The organism is Bradyrhizobium australafricanum (genome assembly GCF_020329495.1).
GTDB lineage: Bacteria > Pseudomonadota > Alphaproteobacteria > Rhizobiales > Xanthobacteraceae > Bradyrhizobium > Bradyrhizobium australafricanum.
Genome location: NZ_JAGKJL010000049.1, coordinates 24,388 through 41,521 on the forward strand (window position 1 = coordinate 24,388; position 17,134 = coordinate 41,521).

General features: G+C 64.9%; 19 protein-coding genes. 8 read left to right on the top strand and 11 right to left on the bottom strand.

Annotation, left to right across the window (positions count from 1 at the left end; translation table 11 throughout):
• Positions 1 to 110: 110 nt before the first annotated feature.
• The 5 genes from J6525_RS33140 to J6525_RS33160 form a co-directional block, all read right to left on the bottom strand.
• On the bottom strand, positions 111 to 1,328 hold the full coding sequence (locus J6525_RS33140) for an alpha-hydroxy acid oxidase (RefSeq protein ID WP_312010018.1): 1,218 nt from the start codon (positions 1,326 to 1,328) through the stop codon (positions 111 to 113).
• 171 nt (positions 1,329 to 1,499) lie between these two features.
• Positions 1,500 to 2,309, bottom strand: coding sequence for an MlaD family protein (locus J6525_RS33145; RefSeq protein ID WP_225161409.1), 810 nt, complete (start codon positions 2,307 to 2,309; stop codon positions 1,500 to 1,502).
• Between the two features lie 233 nt (positions 2,310 to 2,542).
• Positions 2,543 to 3,472, bottom strand: coding sequence for a DMT family transporter (locus J6525_RS33150; protein ID WP_028343500.1), 930 nt, complete (start codon positions 3,470 to 3,472; stop codon positions 2,543 to 2,545).
• Between the two features lie 272 nt (positions 3,473 to 3,744).
• Positions 3,745 to 4,131, bottom strand: a complete 387-nt coding sequence (locus J6525_RS33155) for a hypothetical protein (RefSeq protein WP_028343499.1) — start codon at positions 4,129 to 4,131, stop codon at positions 3,745 to 3,747.
• 412 nt (positions 4,132 to 4,543) lie between these two features.
• On the bottom strand, positions 4,544 to 5,317 hold the full coding sequence (locus tag J6525_RS33160) for a helix-turn-helix transcriptional regulator (RefSeq protein WP_016842683.1): 774 nt from the start codon (positions 5,315 to 5,317) through the stop codon (positions 4,544 to 4,546).
• A gap of 81 nt (positions 5,318 to 5,398) precedes the next feature.
• On the opposite strand from J6525_RS33160, the gene J6525_RS33165 reads away from it, so the two are divergent.
• From J6525_RS33165 to J6525_RS33175, 3 genes are read left to right on the top strand one after another with little or no spacing between them, the layout of a single operon-like run.
• Entirely contained in the window at positions 5,399 to 6,055 is a 657-nt protein-coding gene (locus tag J6525_RS33165; protein ID WP_168857556.1) for an acyl-homoserine-lactone synthase, read from the top strand.
• A complete protein-coding gene (locus tag J6525_RS33170) occupies positions 6,015 to 7,379 on the top strand; it encodes a cytochrome P450 (RefSeq protein ID WP_225647838.1) in 1,365 nt (454 codons plus the stop codon). Before J6525_RS33165 ends, J6525_RS33170 begins: the two co-directional genes overlap by 41 nt.
• A 38-nt stretch (positions 7,380 to 7,417) precedes the next feature.
• The gene (locus J6525_RS33175; RefSeq protein ID WP_016842680.1) at positions 7,418 to 7,636 is read left to right on the top strand and encodes a hypothetical protein; all 219 of its coding nucleotides are present in this window, start codon (positions 7,418 to 7,420) and stop codon (positions 7,634 to 7,636) included.
• Between the two features lie 69 nt (positions 7,637 to 7,705).
• Here J6525_RS33175 and ybaK read toward each other — a convergent pair whose 3' ends face one another.
• Complete coding sequence (gene ybaK, locus J6525_RS33180; protein WP_028333475.1) at positions 7,706 to 8,188, bottom strand: Cys-tRNA(Pro) deacylase; 483 nt, start codon at positions 8,186 to 8,188, stop codon at positions 7,706 to 7,708.
• Between the two features lie 347 nt (positions 8,189 to 8,535).
• Here ybaK and J6525_RS33185 point away from each other — a divergent pair, with 347 nt between their 5' ends.
• The 5 genes from J6525_RS33185 to J6525_RS33205 all read left to right on the top strand — a co-directional run bounded on the left by J6525_RS33185 (position 8,536) and on the right by J6525_RS33205 (position 13,445).
• A complete protein-coding gene (locus J6525_RS33185; RefSeq protein WP_225647839.1) occupies positions 8,536 to 9,828 on the top strand; it encodes an adenylosuccinate synthase in 1,293 nt (430 codons plus the stop codon).
• Positions 9,829 to 9,863: 35 nt separating this feature from the next.
• The gene (locus tag J6525_RS33190; protein WP_225647840.1) at positions 9,864 to 11,414 is read left to right on the top strand and encodes a hypothetical protein; all 1,551 of its coding nucleotides are present in this window, start codon (positions 9,864 to 9,866) and stop codon (positions 11,412 to 11,414) included.
• Positions 11,415 to 11,610: 196 nt separating this feature from the next.
• Positions 11,611 to 12,045 (top strand): DUF5413 family protein, encoded by a 435-nt coding sequence (locus tag J6525_RS33195; RefSeq protein ID WP_028343492.1) that lies wholly within the window; start codon positions 11,611 to 11,613, stop codon positions 12,043 to 12,045.
• A gap of 266 nt (positions 12,046 to 12,311) precedes the next feature.
• The gene (locus tag J6525_RS33200) at positions 12,312 to 12,791 is read left to right on the top strand and encodes a Crp/Fnr family transcriptional regulator (RefSeq protein ID WP_225647841.1); all 480 of its coding nucleotides are present in this window, start codon (positions 12,312 to 12,314) and stop codon (positions 12,789 to 12,791) included.
• A 93-nt stretch (positions 12,792 to 12,884) separates the two neighbouring features.
• A complete protein-coding gene (locus tag J6525_RS33205) occupies positions 12,885 to 13,445 on the top strand; it encodes a DUF4112 domain-containing protein (RefSeq protein WP_225647842.1) in 561 nt (186 codons plus the stop codon).
• A gap of 62 nt (positions 13,446 to 13,507) precedes the next feature.
• On the opposite strand, the gene J6525_RS33210 is transcribed toward J6525_RS33205, so the two are convergent.
• The 5 genes from J6525_RS33210 to J6525_RS33230 form a co-directional block, all read right to left on the bottom strand.
• Positions 13,508 to 13,798, bottom strand: a complete 291-nt coding sequence (locus J6525_RS33210) for a hypothetical protein (RefSeq protein ID WP_016844322.1) — start codon at positions 13,796 to 13,798, stop codon at positions 13,508 to 13,510.
• Between the two features lie 224 nt (positions 13,799 to 14,022).
• Positions 14,023 to 14,187 carry a DUF3309 family protein gene (locus J6525_RS33215; RefSeq protein WP_016844323.1) on the bottom strand — a complete coding sequence of 55 codons (165 nt, stop codon included), beginning with the start codon at positions 14,185 to 14,187 and terminating at the stop codon, positions 14,023 to 14,025.
• 198 nt (positions 14,188 to 14,385) lie between these two features.
• Complete coding sequence (gene msrB, locus J6525_RS33220) at positions 14,386 to 14,799, bottom strand: peptide-methionine (R)-S-oxide reductase MsrB (protein WP_028343489.1); 414 nt, start codon at positions 14,797 to 14,799, stop codon at positions 14,386 to 14,388.
• 114 nt (positions 14,800 to 14,913) lie between these two features.
• Positions 14,914 to 15,630, bottom strand: a complete 717-nt coding sequence (gene msrA, locus J6525_RS33225; RefSeq protein WP_225647843.1) for a peptide-methionine (S)-S-oxide reductase MsrA — start codon at positions 15,628 to 15,630, stop codon at positions 14,914 to 14,916.
• 380 nt (positions 15,631 to 16,010) lie between these two features.
• Entirely contained in the window at positions 16,011 to 17,120 is a 1,110-nt protein-coding gene (locus J6525_RS33230; protein WP_028333467.1) for an ATP-dependent DNA helicase, read from the bottom strand.
• Positions 17,121 to 17,134 lie beyond the last annotated feature (14 nt).

The following is a 17,134-nucleotide window of genomic DNA, read 5'->3' on the forward strand; positions in this document are numbered from 1 at the left end:
GGTGGGGGCTTTCGCCACACAACGACTCTCTCGCCAGCAGAGATACCCCCGCCCTAGCCCTCCCCCGCAAGCGGGAGAGGGGACGTAGTCCCGTTGCGGATGCAATCGTCTCAGAACTTCCGCACCAGGTCCGGAGTGATCTCCTTCAGGCTGCGGATGCCAAGCAGCGCGAGGTCGCGGTCGATCTCGGCATGCAACAGCGAGATCGCGCGCGCCACGCCGGCCTCGCCGGCGACCACGGCGGCATAGAGGAACGGCCGGCCGACCCAGACGAAATCAGCACCGAGCGCCAGTGCCTTGATCACGTCGGTGCCGCGGCGGATGCCGCCGTCGACCATCACGGTCATGTTGCCCTTCTGCGCCGCGATCTCCGGCAGCGTGCGCAAGCCGGAGACGGTGTAGTCGAGCTGGCGGCCGCCATGGTTGGAGACCATGACGCCGTCGCAGCCATGCTCGCGCGCCAGCCGGGCGTCTTCCGGCGCGATCAGTCCCTTGACCACGAGCTTGCCGCTCCAGCGCTTGCGGATCAGCTCGACATGCTTCCAGGCCAGCTGGTCGCGGCTGCCGATGTTGCGCATCAGGTTCTTGGACAGCACCGGCGGGCCCTGCTTGGCGTCCATGTTCTCGAAATGCGGCATGCCGTGATTGAACACGGTGCGCGCCCAGGTGTTGAGCAGCCAGTCGGGATGGGTGATGGTGTCCCAGAACACCCGCGGCGTGATCTCAAGCGGCACCTGGAAGCCGTTGCGGATATTGTTCTCGCGGTTGGGCGGCACCGGCACGTCGGCGGTGACGACGAAGGTGTCGTAGCCGGCGGCGGCGACGCGATCGACCAGCGGCTCGATCCGCTCGGGAAGGCCGGCGAGATAGGCCTGGTACCAGGCCGAAGGATTGGCGGCGCGAACGTCCTCCAGCGTGATCAGCGAGGAGGCCGACAGGATCATCGGGATGTTGGCGGCAGAAGCGGCGCGCGTCAGCACGATGTCGCCGCGATAGGCGCACAGCGCGGACGAGCCCATCGGCGGAATGCCGAACGGCGAGGCGTAGCTCTTGCCGAACAGCGTCGTGGTCTGGTCGCGGCCGGAGACGTCCTGCAGCACCCGCGGCACGAAGCCGTATTCCTCGAACGCCCGGCGATTGTCGGTGCGGGCCATATCGGTCTCGGCGCCGCCGGAGATGTAGCCGTAGAGGAATTTCGGCAGCAGCCGGCGCGCCTGCGGCTCGAAATCGTCGAGCGTGAGATAGCGCCGCAGATGCCGGGGTACGGCGGGTGCTGCGCGGTTGACGGTTACGGGAGGCGGAGAGGGGGCTGCGGTCCGATCGTGCACGTTGAGCGTTTCCGTTGTTCTTGGTTCTTGGTCGGAAGGCCAGACTAGAGCATGATCCGGAAAAGTGGAAACCGGTTTTCCCTCGCGACAACGCGGAACGCGTTTGCGCGGAGATCATGCTCAAACAAAGAGATGAGATCATGATGCGATTCCATGGAAACGCATCATGATCTAGCGCCTGCCGGCGGGCCCGACAAATTTCTCGTTGAACTTGTTGACGGACTGGCTGACGTCGCTGAGCGTCTTGCGGGTCTCGGCGATCATGGCGCTGGATTTCTTGTCGAAGCTCTGGATCAGCTCGCGCAGCGAGATCACGGTCGGCAGCAGCTCGCCGCCATATTTGTCGCTGCCGAAGCTTTTCAGGAACTTGTCGGCCGAGTTCATCTTGGCGTCGACCGCGCTGATGCCGTCGTCGGCGGCGTCGATGAAGCCGGCGATCAGCTCGCCATTGCCGGACAGCGAATTGGTGAAGTTCTCGAGCCCGAGCAGCGAGTCCTTGATGTCGGCCTCGTTCTCGCTGATGACGCGGTCGACATTGCGCAGCGCGACCCGCAGCTTCTCCTGGATCCCCATCGTGCCTTCGGCGTCGGCGGTCAGCTCGGGAATGCCGTCGGCGCCGAGCGTCGGCGGCGGCGCATCGTCGGTGCCGCCGGTGAAGGAGATCGAAGCGATCCCGGTCAGGCCCTGGAATTCGAGGCCGGCCTGGGTGTCCTTCTTGATCGGGGCGTTGCCTTCGATCCGCGTCATCGCCACCACGCGGTGCCGGTCGAGCCTGATCGAGACCACCTCGCCGATCCGCACGCCGGCGAAGTTGACGCTGCCGCCGCGGCGTAGACCGGAGGCCGAGCCCTCGAAGATGACGCGGAACGGCACCATCCGCTTGATGCCGGCATAGCGCTGATAGCCCAGCCAACCGCCGAGCGAGCCGGCGACCAGGGCCAGCGTCAGGGTGCCGATCAAGAGATTGCTGGCGCGCGCCATGCGTAAAACCCGTCTGCGAAGCAGACCTGAAGAGATAGCGGATTTGCCGCCGATAGTCACCGCGGGCTTTCCTTACCTCGCCCCGCTTGCGGGGAGAGGTCGGATCGCATGCAGCGCAGCGGAATGCGGTCCGGGTGAGGGGGGTCTCCGCGCATTCGTCTCTCGCCGTCCTCGCGGAGCGAGCCCCTCACCCCAACCCTCTCCCCGTAAGAACGGGGAGAGGGAGAGGAGAATTACGCGCTCTGCTTCCGCGACGCCGCGAACACGCCGGCCAGCACCAGCGCGAAGCCGATGAAGTGGAAGGCCTGCGGATGCTCGCCGATGAACACGATCGACATGATGGTGCCGAACACCGGAACCATGTGGAAGAACGGCGCGGCGCGGTTGGCGCCGATCAGCTGCACACCGCGGTTAAAGCACAGATAGGCCAGTGTCGAGGGGAACACCGCGACATAGAACAGCGACAGCAGATTGTTGATCGTGAGCTGCATCACCGGGCGCGCGCCGAGTTCCCAGATGTAGAGCGGGATCAGGACCAGCGCGCCGCAGCCGAAGGTGAAGGCGGCGACCGACAGGCCGTGGATCTTGGGCCGCTTCAGGGTCAGCACCGAATACAGCGCGAAGATCACCAATGCGACGATGAAGATCAGATCGCCCTTGTTGAACTCGATCTTCGACAGCGTCGTGAGATCGCCGTGCAACAGGATCACCAGCACGCCGGCGAGCGACAGCAGCACGCCGAACAATTGCGCCAGTGTCAGCCGCGCGCCGAGCAGGATCAGCGACCACAGCGCGACCACCAGCGGTGCCGCGGATTGCAGCAGCAGCGTGTTGAGCGCCTGGGTGTGCTCGAGCGCCCAGTATTGCAGCGTGTTGAAGGCGCTGATGCCGGTGATCGACATCAGCACCATGATGCCGAGATTGTTGCGGATCACCGGCCAGTCGCGGACGAGGTGCTTCCAGGCAAACGGCAGGATGATCAGGAATGCCGCCGACCAGCGCAGGAACGACAGCGTCACCGGCGGAATGTGGCCGGCGGCGAGGCGGCCGACGATCGCATTGCCGGCCCAGCATGTCGCGGTGATGCAGAGCAGCAGATAGGGCTGGTTGGCGATCCAGGAGCCGGCCGCAGGCGTTGATGTGGTGGAATCGGAGGCAGACATGAAGAGGGCCCGGGTTCACGACGCCGCGGCCTGCCCGGCTGGCACCGCCGGGCCGGTATGGATCTCCCCGGCTCGGATCACAGACACGGATTTCGTCATTCCATCAATGGGGATAGACGCATCGCGACCATGCGCGAAGTGCCCTTCCGTCATTCCGGGGCGCGACGAAGTCGCGAACCCGGAATCCAGAGGTCGTGGATCGAGATTCCGGGTTCTCGCTTCGCGAGCCCCGGAATGACACTGAGTGAAATCATACGTCAGAGACACACCACCTAGCCGGTCTCCGGCGGCGTGGTCTGGCGCTTGACGATCTGCTCGGCGAGTTCGATCAGGATCCGCTTGGTGTCGGGGTCCTGCACGTCGCGAAACACCCGCAGCATGCGCAGTTCGAGCAGGGACTGCAGCGATTCCGCTGTCTGGCCGGCTTGCGTCGGCGCTGCCGTGACCGGCCGGCGGTTGAGGATGTCGGCGGCGATTCCGAGCATCTCGGCTACGGTCGCCAGGCGACCGGTATCGATCTTCACCGTGCCGTCGACGCCGTTCTTTTGCAGGGAGGCCCCTGCGCACAGGATCTCGGCGAGATCCGCCTGCGACAGCCCGATGGCGCGCCAGCGCGCCTGCACCAATTGGTCGATCTGGTCGTCCTGTGATGTGCTCATGATGCGTTCAGACCATCTCCAGCTAGGTCCGTGGACAGCATTTTCGCTACAAAAGTTGGTAGCAAATGAACCGGCGGTTCGTCGCGATGGGACTTCTACGGATCATGCGGCTGGACAACGGGTCCTGCCGTACCGGGCAACGTGCAGGATGATCCGCGCCTCTACGCCAGCCGGGCAGTCGCGCCGGACGGGCACCGGAGTGCGCACCCTGGTCTGGGATGCTCGCATCGGCGTCATCCGGCCACGGCCCTTATTATCAAGACCGTCCGCGAATGCAATCAGGGGGCGACCGGGGAGATGAACCCAACCGAATGTGTGACCGCGCCACATATCACGGTGTCTGGTCCTGGCAGGGCGATGCGGTCGGCATGGCGGCAGCCCCGGGAGCGCCGCCATGGCTGCGCGGCGCCGCTCACAAATCGATGATCCCGAGCGCGATGCTCTTGGCCACCCCGTGGGTCTTGTTGGATGCCTCGAGCTTGCGCAGCGCCTGCTTGATGAAGCCTTCCACCGTCTCCGGTGAAATGCCGAGGATCTGCGCGGTGTCGGCCACGGTCTTGCCGCGCGCCGCCCAGGCGATCACTTCCTTCTCCCGCCCGGTGAGCTTGATGGTTTCGGCGGCGTCCGCGGGCTTGAGGATGGTCGGTGCGTTGCGCTGGTCGCGGTTGACGATGTCCATCGCCCGCTGCACCCAGTAGATCATCAACAGATGCAGCTCATGGCGATGGCAGACGAACAGCTTGTCGAAGTCGCGCGGCTCGTCTTCCCAGAAGAACACCGTCGAGCTCGAATGCACCGCGCCGAGCCGGTCACGATAATGGAAGGGAACGACGAAGCCGTCCTTGAATCCGAACTCCCGGGCGGCATCCATCGTCTTGACCTCGGGCGGTCGCTTGCGTCCGCTTCGCTCCGGCAGCTTCAGGCTGCTCCAGCTGAACGGCGTGTTGGTGCGTCGTGACCGCGCCAGCGCCGGATCGGCATGAACGAACTCGTTCTGCACATACGCCCGCTTCCAGGCATCGGGAAATGTGCCGATATGATAGGGCAGATCAAGGTCGGGCCGGCCGGCATCGACAAAGGCAAAGCCCGAGAAGCCGTAATTCTGGACAACGCGATGCAATGACGAGCTGAGCTCGTCGATGGTATCCGACGCCTCGATGGTCGAAATCGCGTCTACCAGGCCCATTGACGAAAACCCCCGGTTTTAGGGGGTACCACAGTTAACCCCTTTTGTTCCAGATGTTCCCGCATTTGGAGGAAGGGACAAATGCTTCATTCATTGGACGGCTACCACGCCCTCATTACCAGGGAAGAGCTTGATCCGGCGCATGTCGGGGCGATGTTGCGGCTGCGCAAGCGCCTGTTCGTCGACCATTGCGGCTGGCTCCTGACCACGGTCGGGGATGTCGAGCGCGATCAGTTCGACTGCTGGTATACCGAGCATTGCCTGTTGTTCTCCGGCGTCGAGCTCGTCGGCGGTTTCCGGGCTATCCGCACCGATTATCCCTATCTCACCAAGTCGGTCTTCCCGCAGCTTGCGCTGCGTCGCTTTCCGACCAGCCGCGACGCCTGGGAGATCAGCCGTTTCGGCGTGCTGCCGAACGTTGCGAGATCGCAGGCCGCACGCGTGAACTACGCGCTGATGTTCCGCTTCGCCGAGCTGCGCGGAGCGAAGGCGCTCGTCGCGCTGGCCGACCTCTCCTATGAGCGTTTTCTTACCCGCATGGACATCCGCACCCGCCGCTACGGCCCGCCGCAGGTGATCGGCAATGATCGCATGGGCCGCCCGCTGACGGCGCTCGCCGGAGAAATCCCGCTCGGTCTCGCCGCCAATCCCGGCCTGACCAAATTCCTCGACCTTGGACGGCAATTGGAGATCCACGATGCTTCACATGTTCTCGGACGTTCGAGCATTCCAGCGTGATCCGCTGCGTCTGCTGCTGACGCGCGGCAACGAGTCCGCGCTGGGGCTGGTGCCGTTGCAGCTCGGTCCCGCGCCGGTGTTCCTGGTGAACGATCCGGATCTGCTGCGCCCGATCCTCAAGGCGCCGGAGACCGACATCGGAAAGGGCAAGCTGATCAAGAAGCTGACGCCGGTGCTCGGCCGCAGCTCGCTGATGCTGAGCGGCGAGGAGCACAAGCGGCGGCGAGCGGTGCTGCAGAAGCACATGGCCAAGGGCAGCGTCGAGAAATTCCTGCCGCATATGTGCGCCGAGATCCGCGCGGTCGGCGCCAGCCTGGCGCGGCTCGGATCGTTCGATCCGCACCATGTCACCGCGATGCTGGCGCTTCGGACGATCTGCGTCGCGATCTTCGGCTCCCAGGTGATGTCCTCCGGCGACGAGGAAGCCCTGGTTCAGGCGGTGGGCGCGATCGAGGACGATCTGGCGGAAGAGATGTTCCGCGCGTTGCCGTTCGGTCCGGTGGCCTGGTATCGGCGGCGCAAGAACCGGGTCTGTGCCAAGCTTGCGATGTCGACGGTGGTGCAACGTCTGCGCCGCAAGTCCGGCTCGAGCAGTGCGCTGCGCGATCTCGAGGCGCTCGGCCTGACCGACCGCGATCTCGAGGACGAGATCCTGACATTGCTGCTGGCCGGCCACCACACCACAGGTTCGACTGCAGCGTGGATGTTCTACCAGATGGCCGCCGATCCCGCCCTGATGGACGAGATTGCCGACGAGGCGGCGGAGTGCCTCGGCGACGACGGCGAGCTGCGGCTCGACGCGGTGAAGCGCGCCAATCTGAGCGCGACGCTGGTCAAGGAGGTCTGCCGGCTCTATCCCAGCGCCTGGTGGTTCTCGCGCGAGGTGATGCAGCCGGTGACGATCGGCGGGCGCGACCTCAAGGTCGGCACCTCGCTGTTGATCTGCCCCTGGCAGCTGCAGCGCGATCCCCGGCATTTCGAGGATCCGGACCGCTTCCTGATGACGCGGCGCTACAACACCGATGCCTACATCCCGTTCGGTGCCGGTCCGCGCGCCTGCGCCGGGATGGGGGTTGCGATGCTCGAGCTGCAACTGCTCGCGCTCGAGATCGCCGCGGCCTATCGCTTCACCGGCGTCAGCCCGAATCCGGCGCCATGGCCGAAAGCCTCGGTGACGCTGATTCCGCCGCCGATGACCATCGACATCGAAATCCGCGAGACGCGCTCGCGCATCCCGCATCTCGGCGACGAAGCCGGGCATCTGCCGTACATCCCACCCGTGGGTGCGGCGTCCATCAGCACACTACAATCGGTATCCCAATGACAACTCAGCTAACAACGGCCAGCGCCGGGCAAAGGGCCATGGATCAAGTGCAAGTGCGCAGTTTGCGCGACGTCATCGCTGTCTTGATCGAGCAGCGCAGCATCGTGAGGGCGGCCGGCGCGAGCTTCGCCGCGCATCTGCTCGACCTCGCGATCATGCAGCTGCGGCTCAACGTCAACGATATTACGGCGGAGGAATTATCCGGCCTGTCCGACTTCGTCGGCGCGGAGTTCATGAGGGACAAATCCTCGCATTGATCGCGGCGACCGGTCTTCGGATCAGTCTCGCGCAGGATCGGTCTCGCGCAGGCTCAGCCTTGCGTAGGATCAGTCCTGCGTCGCCACCAGCGCCTTCATCGTGGCGCCGGCGGCAAGCGCGGCGTCGTTCGGATCGATCTCGATCTGCAGGCCGCGCTGGCCGCCATTGACGAAGACCGTGACGTGGGTGAGGGCGGTCTCGTCGATCGCGGTCGGCACCTTCTTCTTCTGGCCGAACGGGCTGATGCCGCCGACATGATAGCCGGTCAGCCGCTCGGCATCGGCCGGGCGCATCATCCTGGCCGACTTGCCGCCGAGGGCGGCGGCAAGCTTCTTCATGCTGACCTCGCAGTCGGACGGCACCACGGCGCAGACCGGCTTGCCGTCGACCTCCGCCATCAGCGTCTTGAGCATGCGATTCGGGTCGACGCCGAGCGCCTCGGCCGCCTGCAGCCCGATGCTCTCGGCGCTGGAATCGTAGACATAGGTGTGAAGCTTGAAGGCAATGCCCAGCTTGCGCAGCGCCATCGTCGCTTGTGTGGAATTGGGCATGGACCCTGCCGGTTAATCTAGGTGAATGATCGCCGTAATAGGAGCTGCGATCAATCCACAGCAGGTCCGGCGTCACGTTGCCGTAACATTAAATTCCCGCCAGCCCGGCGCGCCCGGGCGCAGCATGGAATTTAATGGGGATATCAAAGGGTTGTAGGTCGTCTAAAAGGCGTAAACGAGCCCCTTCTTGCTTGCGCAGCCGAGCCGCTTCCTTTATCCGGTAGGCGCCTTGCGTGCGCGCGGCCGGGCGCCGCGATTTAGGCTGGGCATATCAATGCAGGTCGCTGTGGGCGGACGCGTTTTCGCCGCGATCATGGTCTGAAACACCTGAAGGGAACATCTTCGCAATGGCCAATGTTGTCGTCGTCGGCGCCCAATGGGGTGACGAAGGGAAGGGCAAGATCGTCGACTGGCTGTCGGAACAGGCCGACATCGTCGTGCGCTTCCAGGGCGGCCACAATGCCGGCCATACGCTCGTGATCAATGGCGAGACCTACAAGCTGGCGCTGCTGCCCTCCGGCGTGCTGCGCCCGAACAAGCTCGCGGTGATCGGCAATGGCGTGGTGTTCGATCCGCAGGCCTTCCTCGACGAAGTCGCCAAGCTGAAGGGGCAGGGCGTCGCGGTCGGACCGGACAATCTGCGGATCGCCGAGAACGTCACGCTGATCCTGCCGCTGCATCGCGAGCTGGACGCCTTGCGCGAATCGTCCAACGCCATCACCTCGATCGGCACCACCCGCCGCGGCATCGGCCCGGCCTATGAGGACAAGGTCGGCCGCCGTGCCATCCGCCTGATGGACCTCGCCGACCTCGACACCCTGCCGCACAAGATCGAACGCCTTCTGGCGCATCACAATGCGCTGCGCCGCGGCCTCAACCTCGCGGAGATCGACGGCAAGAGCATCCTGAGCGAGCTGTCGGCGATGGCGCCGAAGCTGCTGCCCTATGCCGAGACGGTGTGGCGGCTGCTGGACCTCAAGCGCCGCGAGGGCAAGCGCATCCTGTTCGAGGGCGCGCAGGGCGCGCTGCTCGACGTCGACCACGGCACCTATCCCTATGTGACGTCGTCCAATACGGTGGCGGCGCAGGCCGCGACCGGCACCGGCCTCGGCCCGGGTGCGGTCGGCTATGTGCTGGGCATCTGCAAGGCCTACACCACCCGCGTCGGCCAGGGTCCGTTCCCGACCGAGCTGAACGACGAGATCGGCGAGGAAATCGGCCGTCGCGGCAAGGAATTCGGCGTCAATACCGGGCGCAAGCGCCGGGTCGGCTGGTTCGATGCCATGCTGGTGCGACAGACTGTCCGCACCTGCGGAATTGCCGGGCTGGCGCTGACCAAGCTCGATATTCTCGACGGGTTCGACAGCATCAAGGTCTGCATCGGTTATAGGCTCGACGGCAAGGAAATCGACCATCTGCCGGCGGGCGAGGGCGCGCAGGCCCGGGTCGAGCCGATCTATGAGATCATCGAGGGCTGGAAGCAGCCGACGGCCAATGCGCGGTCCTGGGCGGACCTGCCGGCCCAGGCCATCAAGTACGTTCGCCGGGTCGAGGAATTGGTGGGGTGTCCGATCGCCCTGCTGTCCACCAGCCCGGAACGTGAAGATACTATTCTGGTACAGAATCCGTTCGAGGCTTAACGGGATATTACCTATATCCCTCCAATTGTGTGGAAATGGCTGACTACTACCCGCTGATCGCCCGCGCCATCGCCGGATTGGACCCCAACGCCCCCGGCGAAGCCCGCCGTGCGCTGTATGCGCGGGCGCGAACGGCGTTGATCCAGCAGCTCCGCGGCGTGCAGCCGCCGCTCTCCGAGTCCGAGATCACCCGCGAACGGCTGTCGCTGGAAGAGGCGGTTCGCAAGGTCGAGTCCGAGGCCGCGCAGCGCGCCCGCGAGGCCTCCCGTCCCGGCGGCGCTGCCGCTGCCCGCGGCAGCCGCGCCAATGCCCGGCCGCCCGAGCCCGGTCCCGCCGACACTGCCGCGCGCCCGCGGCCCCCGGCCGAACCCCGTCCGCCGCGCAATCTGCGCCCCGACGCGCCGCCGCCGGCCCCGCCGCGGCCGCAGAACCCGCCGGTCCCGCCCGAGACCCAGGCGCCGCCGGCCCGGCCGGGCCCGCCCCGCCGCGGTCCGGAAGGCCCGCCGCCGCCGGTGCCGCCGGCCGCGCCGGGCGTGCGCGGCTTCCGCGACATCACCGCCGATGCCGACGATCTCGGCCGTGCCGCGGCGCAAGCCAGCCGCAACGCGCGCAAGACCTACGCCAACGTGCCGTCGCCCTCGCCGGAATTCGACCGGCTCGAGCCGAGCCTGGAGAATCGCGGCGGCGATCCCGAGGCGCCGTATTCCTACGACGAGTCGATCGAGGAGGCCGAGCGCTACACCCCGCAGCCGCCGCAGGGTCCGCCGCCGCAGCGGTCGCGGGCCGGCAACGGCGAGCGCGAGCCGAAGAAGCCGCCGCGCGTCGGGTCGATGTTCCCGTTCAAGACCGCGATCGTGATCGGCATCCTGCTGATCCTGGTCGGCACCGGCATCCTGTTCCGGCAGCAGGCCGTGACCCTTGTCAGCAGCCTGTTCAAATCCTCGGCCCCGGTCGAGGCGCCGAAGGATGCCGCGTCGACGCCTGCGAGCAAGAAGATCACCGACCGCGTCGGCCAGCCCTCGTCGTCGGGCGAGACGGTCGCCCCGGTGGCGCAGCGCGTGGTGCTGTATGACGAGGATCCGTCGGATCCGAAGGGCAAGCAGTATGTCGGTTCGGTGGTCTGGCGCACCGAGCAGGTCAAGGGATCGGGCAACCAGAAGCCCGACATCGCCGTGCGCGCCGACATCGACATTCCCGATCGCAAGTTCAAGATGACGATGTCGTTCCGCCGCAACACCGATTCATCGCTGCCGGCGAGCCACACCGCGGAATTGACCTTCATCCTGCCGCAGGATTTCGCCAATGGCGGCGTCGGCAACGTGCCGGGCATCCTGATGAAGTCGAACGAGCAGGCGCGCGGCACACCGCTGGCCGGGCTCGCGGTCAAGGTCACCGACGGCTTCTTCCTGGTCGGCCTCTCCAATGTCGACGCGGACCGCTCGCGCAATCTGCAACTCTTGAAGGAGCGCTCCTGGTTCGACGTGCCGCTGGTCTACACCAACCAGCGCCGCGCCATCATCGCGATCGAAAAGGGCGCCCCCGGCGAGCGAGCCTTCAACGAGGCGTTCGCGGCGTGGGGTGAGTAGCGGCCTTAGCTCGCCCAGGTTGCCAGCAATGTCATCGCCCGGCTTCGTCCGGGCGATTCCGTATCGCAGCAAGATCAGCAGCTGTTGCAGCGCATTCGGCGCGCCGAGCTCCGGAACATCGCCCCGGCTTTCGATTTTTCCCTAGAACCGTCGCGCGACCGCGTTACACTTGGCCGACGTCGGGCAAGGGCACGCCATGAAACGCTATCTGATCTTCGCAGCCATCGGGCCGTTCATCGGCGGCTTCCTGTTGCTGCTCATGACCACCTATCAGTCCGGCTACTGGACTGAGACCAGCGGCGGCGAGGTGACCAAGCTGCTCGTCGTGTTCGTGAAGTCGCTGCAATACAATTATCTGTTCGGTATCGTGCCGTCGCTGATGTTCGGTGCGATCGACGACATCCTGATGCATGTGAGGCGGATCGCGCCGGTGGTGCGGATGCTGCTCGTCGGCGCGGTGGCGTTCGTTGGCGCGGCGCTGACCTACGCCTCGCACGGCTCCGAGAGCGGCGCGGTGCAGTTCATCCTGTACGGAATGGTCGGCTTCATCCCGGGCGTGATCACGTCCTGGCTGGCGCACAAATATGCCGAAGAGCTGCACGCGCCGGCGCAGCCGGCTTCCCAGCATTAGGGCAGGCGCTCAGTACCAAGGGAAAAGCAGAAGTCGTGTTCGGCGACTTCTGACCCAACCGCGAAATGAGCACGTCGCGATCGGACAAGGGCCGCGCTCAACGCCCGGCGCGGAATAGATCGCCCCTTGCAGTAATCGTATCAGCGCGCGAGATGCCGGAGGTCCGGCTACCTTCATACAACTGTCATATCATCGTCATGCAAACGTAGTCCCAATGTCATGTCCGCGTTCGTCCTCGCGACCCGCGGCCGCCCGGGGCAGTGGCGATGCCGATCTCGGGCCTGCTCTATTCTGTGTTCGCGCATTTATTTCAGCCGTCGCTGCAGACGACCGGGACGTACGGGATCTGCGTCCGGATTCGGGGAAAGGAATTTCGAGTGGCAGATGCAAGCTTCAGCCTTCTGACAGGCAACAATATCGAAACGCGCCTGGTCCGAGCCGGCGGCATTATTTTTCGCGAGGGCGAGCAGGCCAACGAGCTCTTCGTGATCAAGAGCGGCTATGTGCGCATTCAGGTCGGCAACAAGACCATGGCGGACCTGGCGCCTGACACGATCTTTGGCGAGATGGCGTTGATCGACAACGAGCCGAGGAGCGCAACCGCCACGGCGCTCACGGATGTCGAGCTCGTCCCGGTCTCGGAAAAGCAGTTTCTCTTCCTCGTGAGTCAGACGCCGCATTTTGCCCTGAAGGTCATGAGGACGCTGGCGCAGCGGCTCAGAACCATGAACAAGGGCGTCTACTGAAGCGAGCACGGCGGAGCCTCGAAGTAACAGGCCTTGAAGGTGACACAGTGGTAATGTGACGCAACTTGAACCGCCTGCCTGCGTTACCATGTGATGGCCATGCCCGAGGACGACATCTTCACGCCCCACGCCGCGCGATCACGGCCGCCCTTTGGCGGTGCGCAGGCGCGCGGCAAGGTCATCGACCAGGATGGGCGCGAGCTCGCCGACGGTCCGCTGCATCCGCAGTTCCAAGGTTTTCAGGGAGCCTTTCAGGAAGGCTTCCAGTTCGACTTCCGCAACTCCACCGCCAACCCGTTCGGCAATCTCACCCGCGAGCAGCGGCTGCAGCGGCTGGAGATGATCGCAAAGCTGCTCGACGTCGCCTTCATCGTGCCGGGCACCAATGTGCGCTACGGCATCGACGGGCTGATCGGCCTGATCCCCGTGGTCGGGGATATCATCACCACCGCGATCTCGCTGTGGCTGGTGCGCGAGGCCCGTTTGCTGGGCGCGCCCTGGCACATCACCGCGCGGATGCTCGCCAACGTCGCCGTCGACGGCGTGATCGGCATGGTACCGGTGGCGGGCGATGCCTTCGACGTCATGTTCCGCGCCAATATCCGCAATGTGCGGATGCTGCGGCGCTGGCTCGACAAGCAGCCGAGATTTTAACTCTCAAAACAAAAGCCCCCGGATCGATCCGAGGGCTTTTCGTTGAGCGAAGAGCAGAAAGCTTATGCGGCGTCAGCGTCGGTCTGGCTGGCGGCCGGGCGCGGACGACGCGGCAGCGGGAAGGCCTCGCTCTCATAGAGCGAGCGGATGCCGTTCTGGTCGAAACGGGCTTCCTCGACCTGGAGATAGGCGCCGTTCAGCGAGTCCGCCGGCAGCTGCTCCATCGCGAACTGCACGGCCTCGGCAGCGGTGCCGAAACGGCGGTAGGCGAAACCCGCCCGCTTCTTCTTGCGGATCGCGGCGGGGAACAGTTCGGCGGATGTGTTATAGTTGAACGGACGCAGGGGACGCATGGTCGACGACCTCTTGTGTTCTTTTCAGTTGGCGTTGCGAAAGGGATTTTGGGGGACGGCGGCCTATTATCGGCGGCGCGCCGTACATGTCATTTCGACCCCTAATATAGGCCTCTTTGACAAAAATGCGACCCCAGAAGAGCCCCTGACAGGGCACATGCTGAATCCGCGCATAGCACGGGGGGCGGTCAGATAAATTCTTTTATTTCAATGGTTTATGGTGCTCAAATCTTGTCGAGCCAGGCCAGGATCGCGACCACGATCAAAATCACCCCGAAAAGGCCCATTCCGGAGTGGCCGAGGCCATAGCCATAGCCGCGAATTCGGCCGCTATAGCCGCCGAGCAGGATAATCAGCAGAAGGATGATGAGGATCAGTCCAAGCGACATGGCGCCCTCCTCAGAACAGGCGGCAGCCGCACGGCGAGACGCCTACGGCCCCGCGAATACCGAGCAAAGCACATTCCGGCCTACGAGTCGTTAAGGCCATCAGCCGATCACGAGGATGTTGCCGGGGGCCGGAGCCAAAACAAAGCCCCGCGCGACCGGCCTGTTGGTCGCGTGGGGCGCGGCGTGGTGGGGGCGCCGTCACTTCTTCTCGTCGAGCTTCAGCGCCGCCGAGTTGATGCAGTAGCGCAGGCCGGTCGGGCCGGGGCCGTCGTTGAAGACGTGGCCGAGATGGCCGTCGCATTTCGAGCACAGCACCTCGGTGCGGATCATGCCGTGGCTCATGTCGCGCTCCTCGTCGACATGGCTCTCGACCGAGGGCTTGGAGAAGCTCGGCCAGCCGCAGCCGGAATCGAACTTCTGATCGGACTCGAACAGCGTCTGCCCGCAGCCGGCGCAGACATAGGTGCCCTTGCGGGGATCATGCTCGTATTCGCCGGTGAAGGGCCGCTCGGTCGCTTTCTCGCGCAGCACGGCGTACTGCATCGGCGTCAATTCCTTGCGCCACTCGGCCTCGCTCTTGCGGACCTTGCCGTCGGTCTTGGTATCGGACATGGAAACTCCCTTGTTGGTTGTCATTGCGAGGAGGGAAGCGACGAAGCAATCCATCTTTCCGCTTGCCGCGGCATGGATTGCTTCGCTTCGCTCGCAATGACGGGAAGCGTCGCCTCAGTTGGTGACCTTGGTGCTGCCCACCAGCGTCGGCTTCTCGATATAGTTCTCCGCGAAGATCTTCTTCAGGTTCTCGACCTTCGGGATGTCGTTATACGCAATATAGGGTTGGTTCGGGTGCAGCGTCAGATAGTCCTGGTGGTAGCCCTCCGCCGGATAGAACGCCTCCAGCGCGCCGACCTTCGTGACGATCGGCTTCTTGTAGACCTTGGCGGCGTTGAGCTGGGCGATATAGGCGTCCGCCACCTTCTTCTGCTCGTCGCTGGTGGTGAAGATCGCCGAGCGATATTGCGTGCCGGAATCCGGGCCCTGCCGGTTCAGCTGGGTCGGGTCGTGCACGACGGAGAAGAAGATCTGCAGGATCTTGCCGTAGGAGATCTTCTGCGGGTCGTACTTGATCTCGACCGATTCCGCATGGCCGGTGGTGCCGGTCGAGACCTTCTCGTAATCGGCGCTTGCCTTGCTGCCGCCGGAGTAGCCGGACACCGCGCTGACGATGCCGGCGGTGTGCTGGAATACGCCCTGCACACCCCAGAAGCAGCCGCCGGCCAGCACCGCGGTCTTGATGCCGGATTCCGCCGCGCTCGCGGCCGGCGGCGGGATGATCACGGCGTCCTCGGCGGCAAGCGAGGGCGCAACGGCAAAAGCTGTGACGGCCAGCGCGCCGATCGCGGCGGCGCACAGCGAGAGGCGGCTGAGGGAGCTTTTGGGCATGGGTTCCTCGTGGGATCGCAATTGGAGCCAGTCTAGAGCGGGAGCCGGCTTTGGCCAATCAGGCCGAGCGGCTCCGACGCTTCAAAATACGGGCGAGGGGATGCTTTGTTACGGCGCCGGCCACACGGTTTCGTGAGGGAAATCAGCGAGGTTCAGGGATGACGGTGATGGATTCTTGCCTGCGGCCTCTCCACGCCCGTCGTCCTGGCGAAAGCCAGGACCCATAACCACGAAATGTAACTTTAGGGGAGATCGTGGCCCCAGCGTCGCGCAGCAACAAGCAGCCGGGGTAATGGGTCCTGGCTTTCGCCAGGACGACGCTGAATGTTGGTGTCACACACCCATCTGCTGTCAGGATGACGTCGGCGCCTGCGGGACGATCACACTACGATGCTCAGCCGCTTCGCCGCCCGCGTGATCCCCGTGTACAGCCACCGCGCCCGCGAGTCCTGGAATGCAAAGCTCTCGTCGAACAGCACGACGTCGTCCCATTGCGAGCCCTGCGACTTGTGCACGGTCAGCACGTAGCCGTAGTCGAACTCGTCATAGGGCTTGCGCTGCTCCCACGGCACGCCCTCGACGCCGCCGTCGAAGCACTCGCCGCGCACCGAGACCTTGGTGACCTTGTAGCCGAAATCCTCGTCCGGCATCACGCGCATGGTGATGATCCTGGATTTCGACTGCGCGCGCGCCTTGACCCGCCACAGGCCGCCGTTGAACAGGCCCTTCTTGCGGTTGTTGCGCAGGCAGACCAGTTTGTCGCCGGCGACCGGCAGCGGATCCTCGATGTTCTGCCGCTGCCGCACCCGCATGTTGTAGGCGCGGCGGGTGTTGTTGCGGCCGACCAGCACCTGGTCGGCGCTCATCACGCGGTCCGGATCGAGCTCCTTGCGTGACACCACCTCGCTCTCGCCATGGCGGCCGATCTCGAGCTCGCGACCCTCGCGGATATCCATCGACATCCGCACGATCGGATCGTCCTGCGCCTGGCGGTGCACCTCGGTCAGCATCGCGTCGGGCTCGGCATCGGTGAAGAAGCCGCCGCCCTGGATCGGCGGCAATTGCGCGGGATCGCCGAGCACCAGCAGCGGGCAGTCGAACGACATCAAATCGCGGCCGAGTTCGGCGTCGACCATCGAGCACTCGTCGATCACGATCAGCTTCGCCTTCGATGCCGGCGCGTCGTCCCAGAGCTCGAAGCTCGGCTGCTCGACGCCGGACTCGCGGGCGCGGTAGATCAGGGAATGGATCGTGGAGGCGCTGTCGCAGCCCTTGTTGCGCATCACGAGCGCCGCCTTGCCGGTGAAGGCCGCGAACTTCACCTCGCCGTCGACGCCTTCGGCGATGTGGCGGGCCAGCGTGGTCTTACCGGTTCCGGCATAGCCGAACAGGCGGAACACCGGCGGCGTGCCGTTCTGGCCGGGCTTGGCCTTCAGCCAGTCGGCGACGGCTTTCAGCGCAGTGTCCTGATGCGGCGTGAAGGTGGTCATGGGCTTTCGGAAGA

Bases quoted from the DNA above. Each gene is read 5' to 3' on its own strand.
- J6525_RS33145 (WP_225161409.1), bottom strand. From the start codon at position 2,309: ATGGCGCGCGCCAGCAATCTCTTGATCGGCACCCTGACGCTGGCCCTG.
- J6525_RS33150 (WP_028343500.1), bottom strand. From the start codon at position 3,472: ATGTCTGCCTCCGATTCCACCACATCAACGCCTGCGGCCGGCTCCTGG.
- J6525_RS33155 (WP_028343499.1), bottom strand. From the start codon at position 4,131: ATGAGCACATCACAGGACGACCAGATCGACCAATTGGTGCAGGCGCGC.
- J6525_RS33160 (WP_016842683.1), bottom strand. From the start codon at position 5,317: ATGGGCCTGGTAGACGCGATTTCGACCATCGAGGCGTCGGATACCATC.
- J6525_RS33165 (WP_168857556.1), top strand. From the start codon at position 5,399: ATGCTTCATTCATTGGACGGCTACCACGCCCTCATTACCAGGGAAGAG.
- J6525_RS33170 (WP_225647838.1), top strand. From the start codon at position 6,015: ATGCTTCACATGTTCTCGGACGTTCGAGCATTCCAGCGTGATCCGCTG.
- J6525_RS33175 (WP_016842680.1), top strand. From the start codon at position 7,418: ATGGATCAAGTGCAAGTGCGCAGTTTGCGCGACGTCATCGCTGTCTTG.
- ybaK (WP_028333475.1), bottom strand. From the start codon at position 8,188: ATGCCCAATTCCACACAAGCGACGATGGCGCTGCGCAAGCTGGGCATT.
- J6525_RS33185 (WP_225647839.1), top strand. From the start codon at position 8,536: ATGGCCAATGTTGTCGTCGTCGGCGCCCAATGGGGTGACGAAGGGAAG.
- J6525_RS33190 (WP_225647840.1), top strand. From the start codon at position 9,864: ATGGCTGACTACTACCCGCTGATCGCCCGCGCCATCGCCGGATTGGAC.
- J6525_RS33195 (WP_028343492.1), top strand. From the start codon at position 11,611: ATGAAACGCTATCTGATCTTCGCAGCCATCGGGCCGTTCATCGGCGGC.
- J6525_RS33200 (WP_225647841.1), top strand. From the start codon at position 12,312: ATGCCGATCTCGGGCCTGCTCTATTCTGTGTTCGCGCATTTATTTCAG.
- J6525_RS33205 (WP_225647842.1), top strand. From the start codon at position 12,885: ATGGCCATGCCCGAGGACGACATCTTCACGCCCCACGCCGCGCGATCA.
- J6525_RS33210 (WP_016844322.1), bottom strand. From the start codon at position 13,798: ATGCGTCCCCTGCGTCCGTTCAACTATAACACATCCGCCGAACTGTTC.
- J6525_RS33215 (WP_016844323.1), bottom strand. From the start codon at position 14,187: ATGTCGCTTGGACTGATCCTCATCATCCTTCTGCTGATTATCCTGCTC.
- msrB (WP_028343489.1), bottom strand. From the start codon at position 14,799: ATGTCCGATACCAAGACCGACGGCAAGGTCCGCAAGAGCGAGGCCGAG.
- msrA (WP_225647843.1), bottom strand. From the start codon at position 15,630: ATGCCCAAAAGCTCCCTCAGCCGCCTCTCGCTGTGCGCCGCCGCGATC.
- J6525_RS33230 (WP_028333467.1), bottom strand. From the start codon at position 17,120: ATGACCACCTTCACGCCGCATCAGGACACTGCGCTGAAAGCCGTCGCC.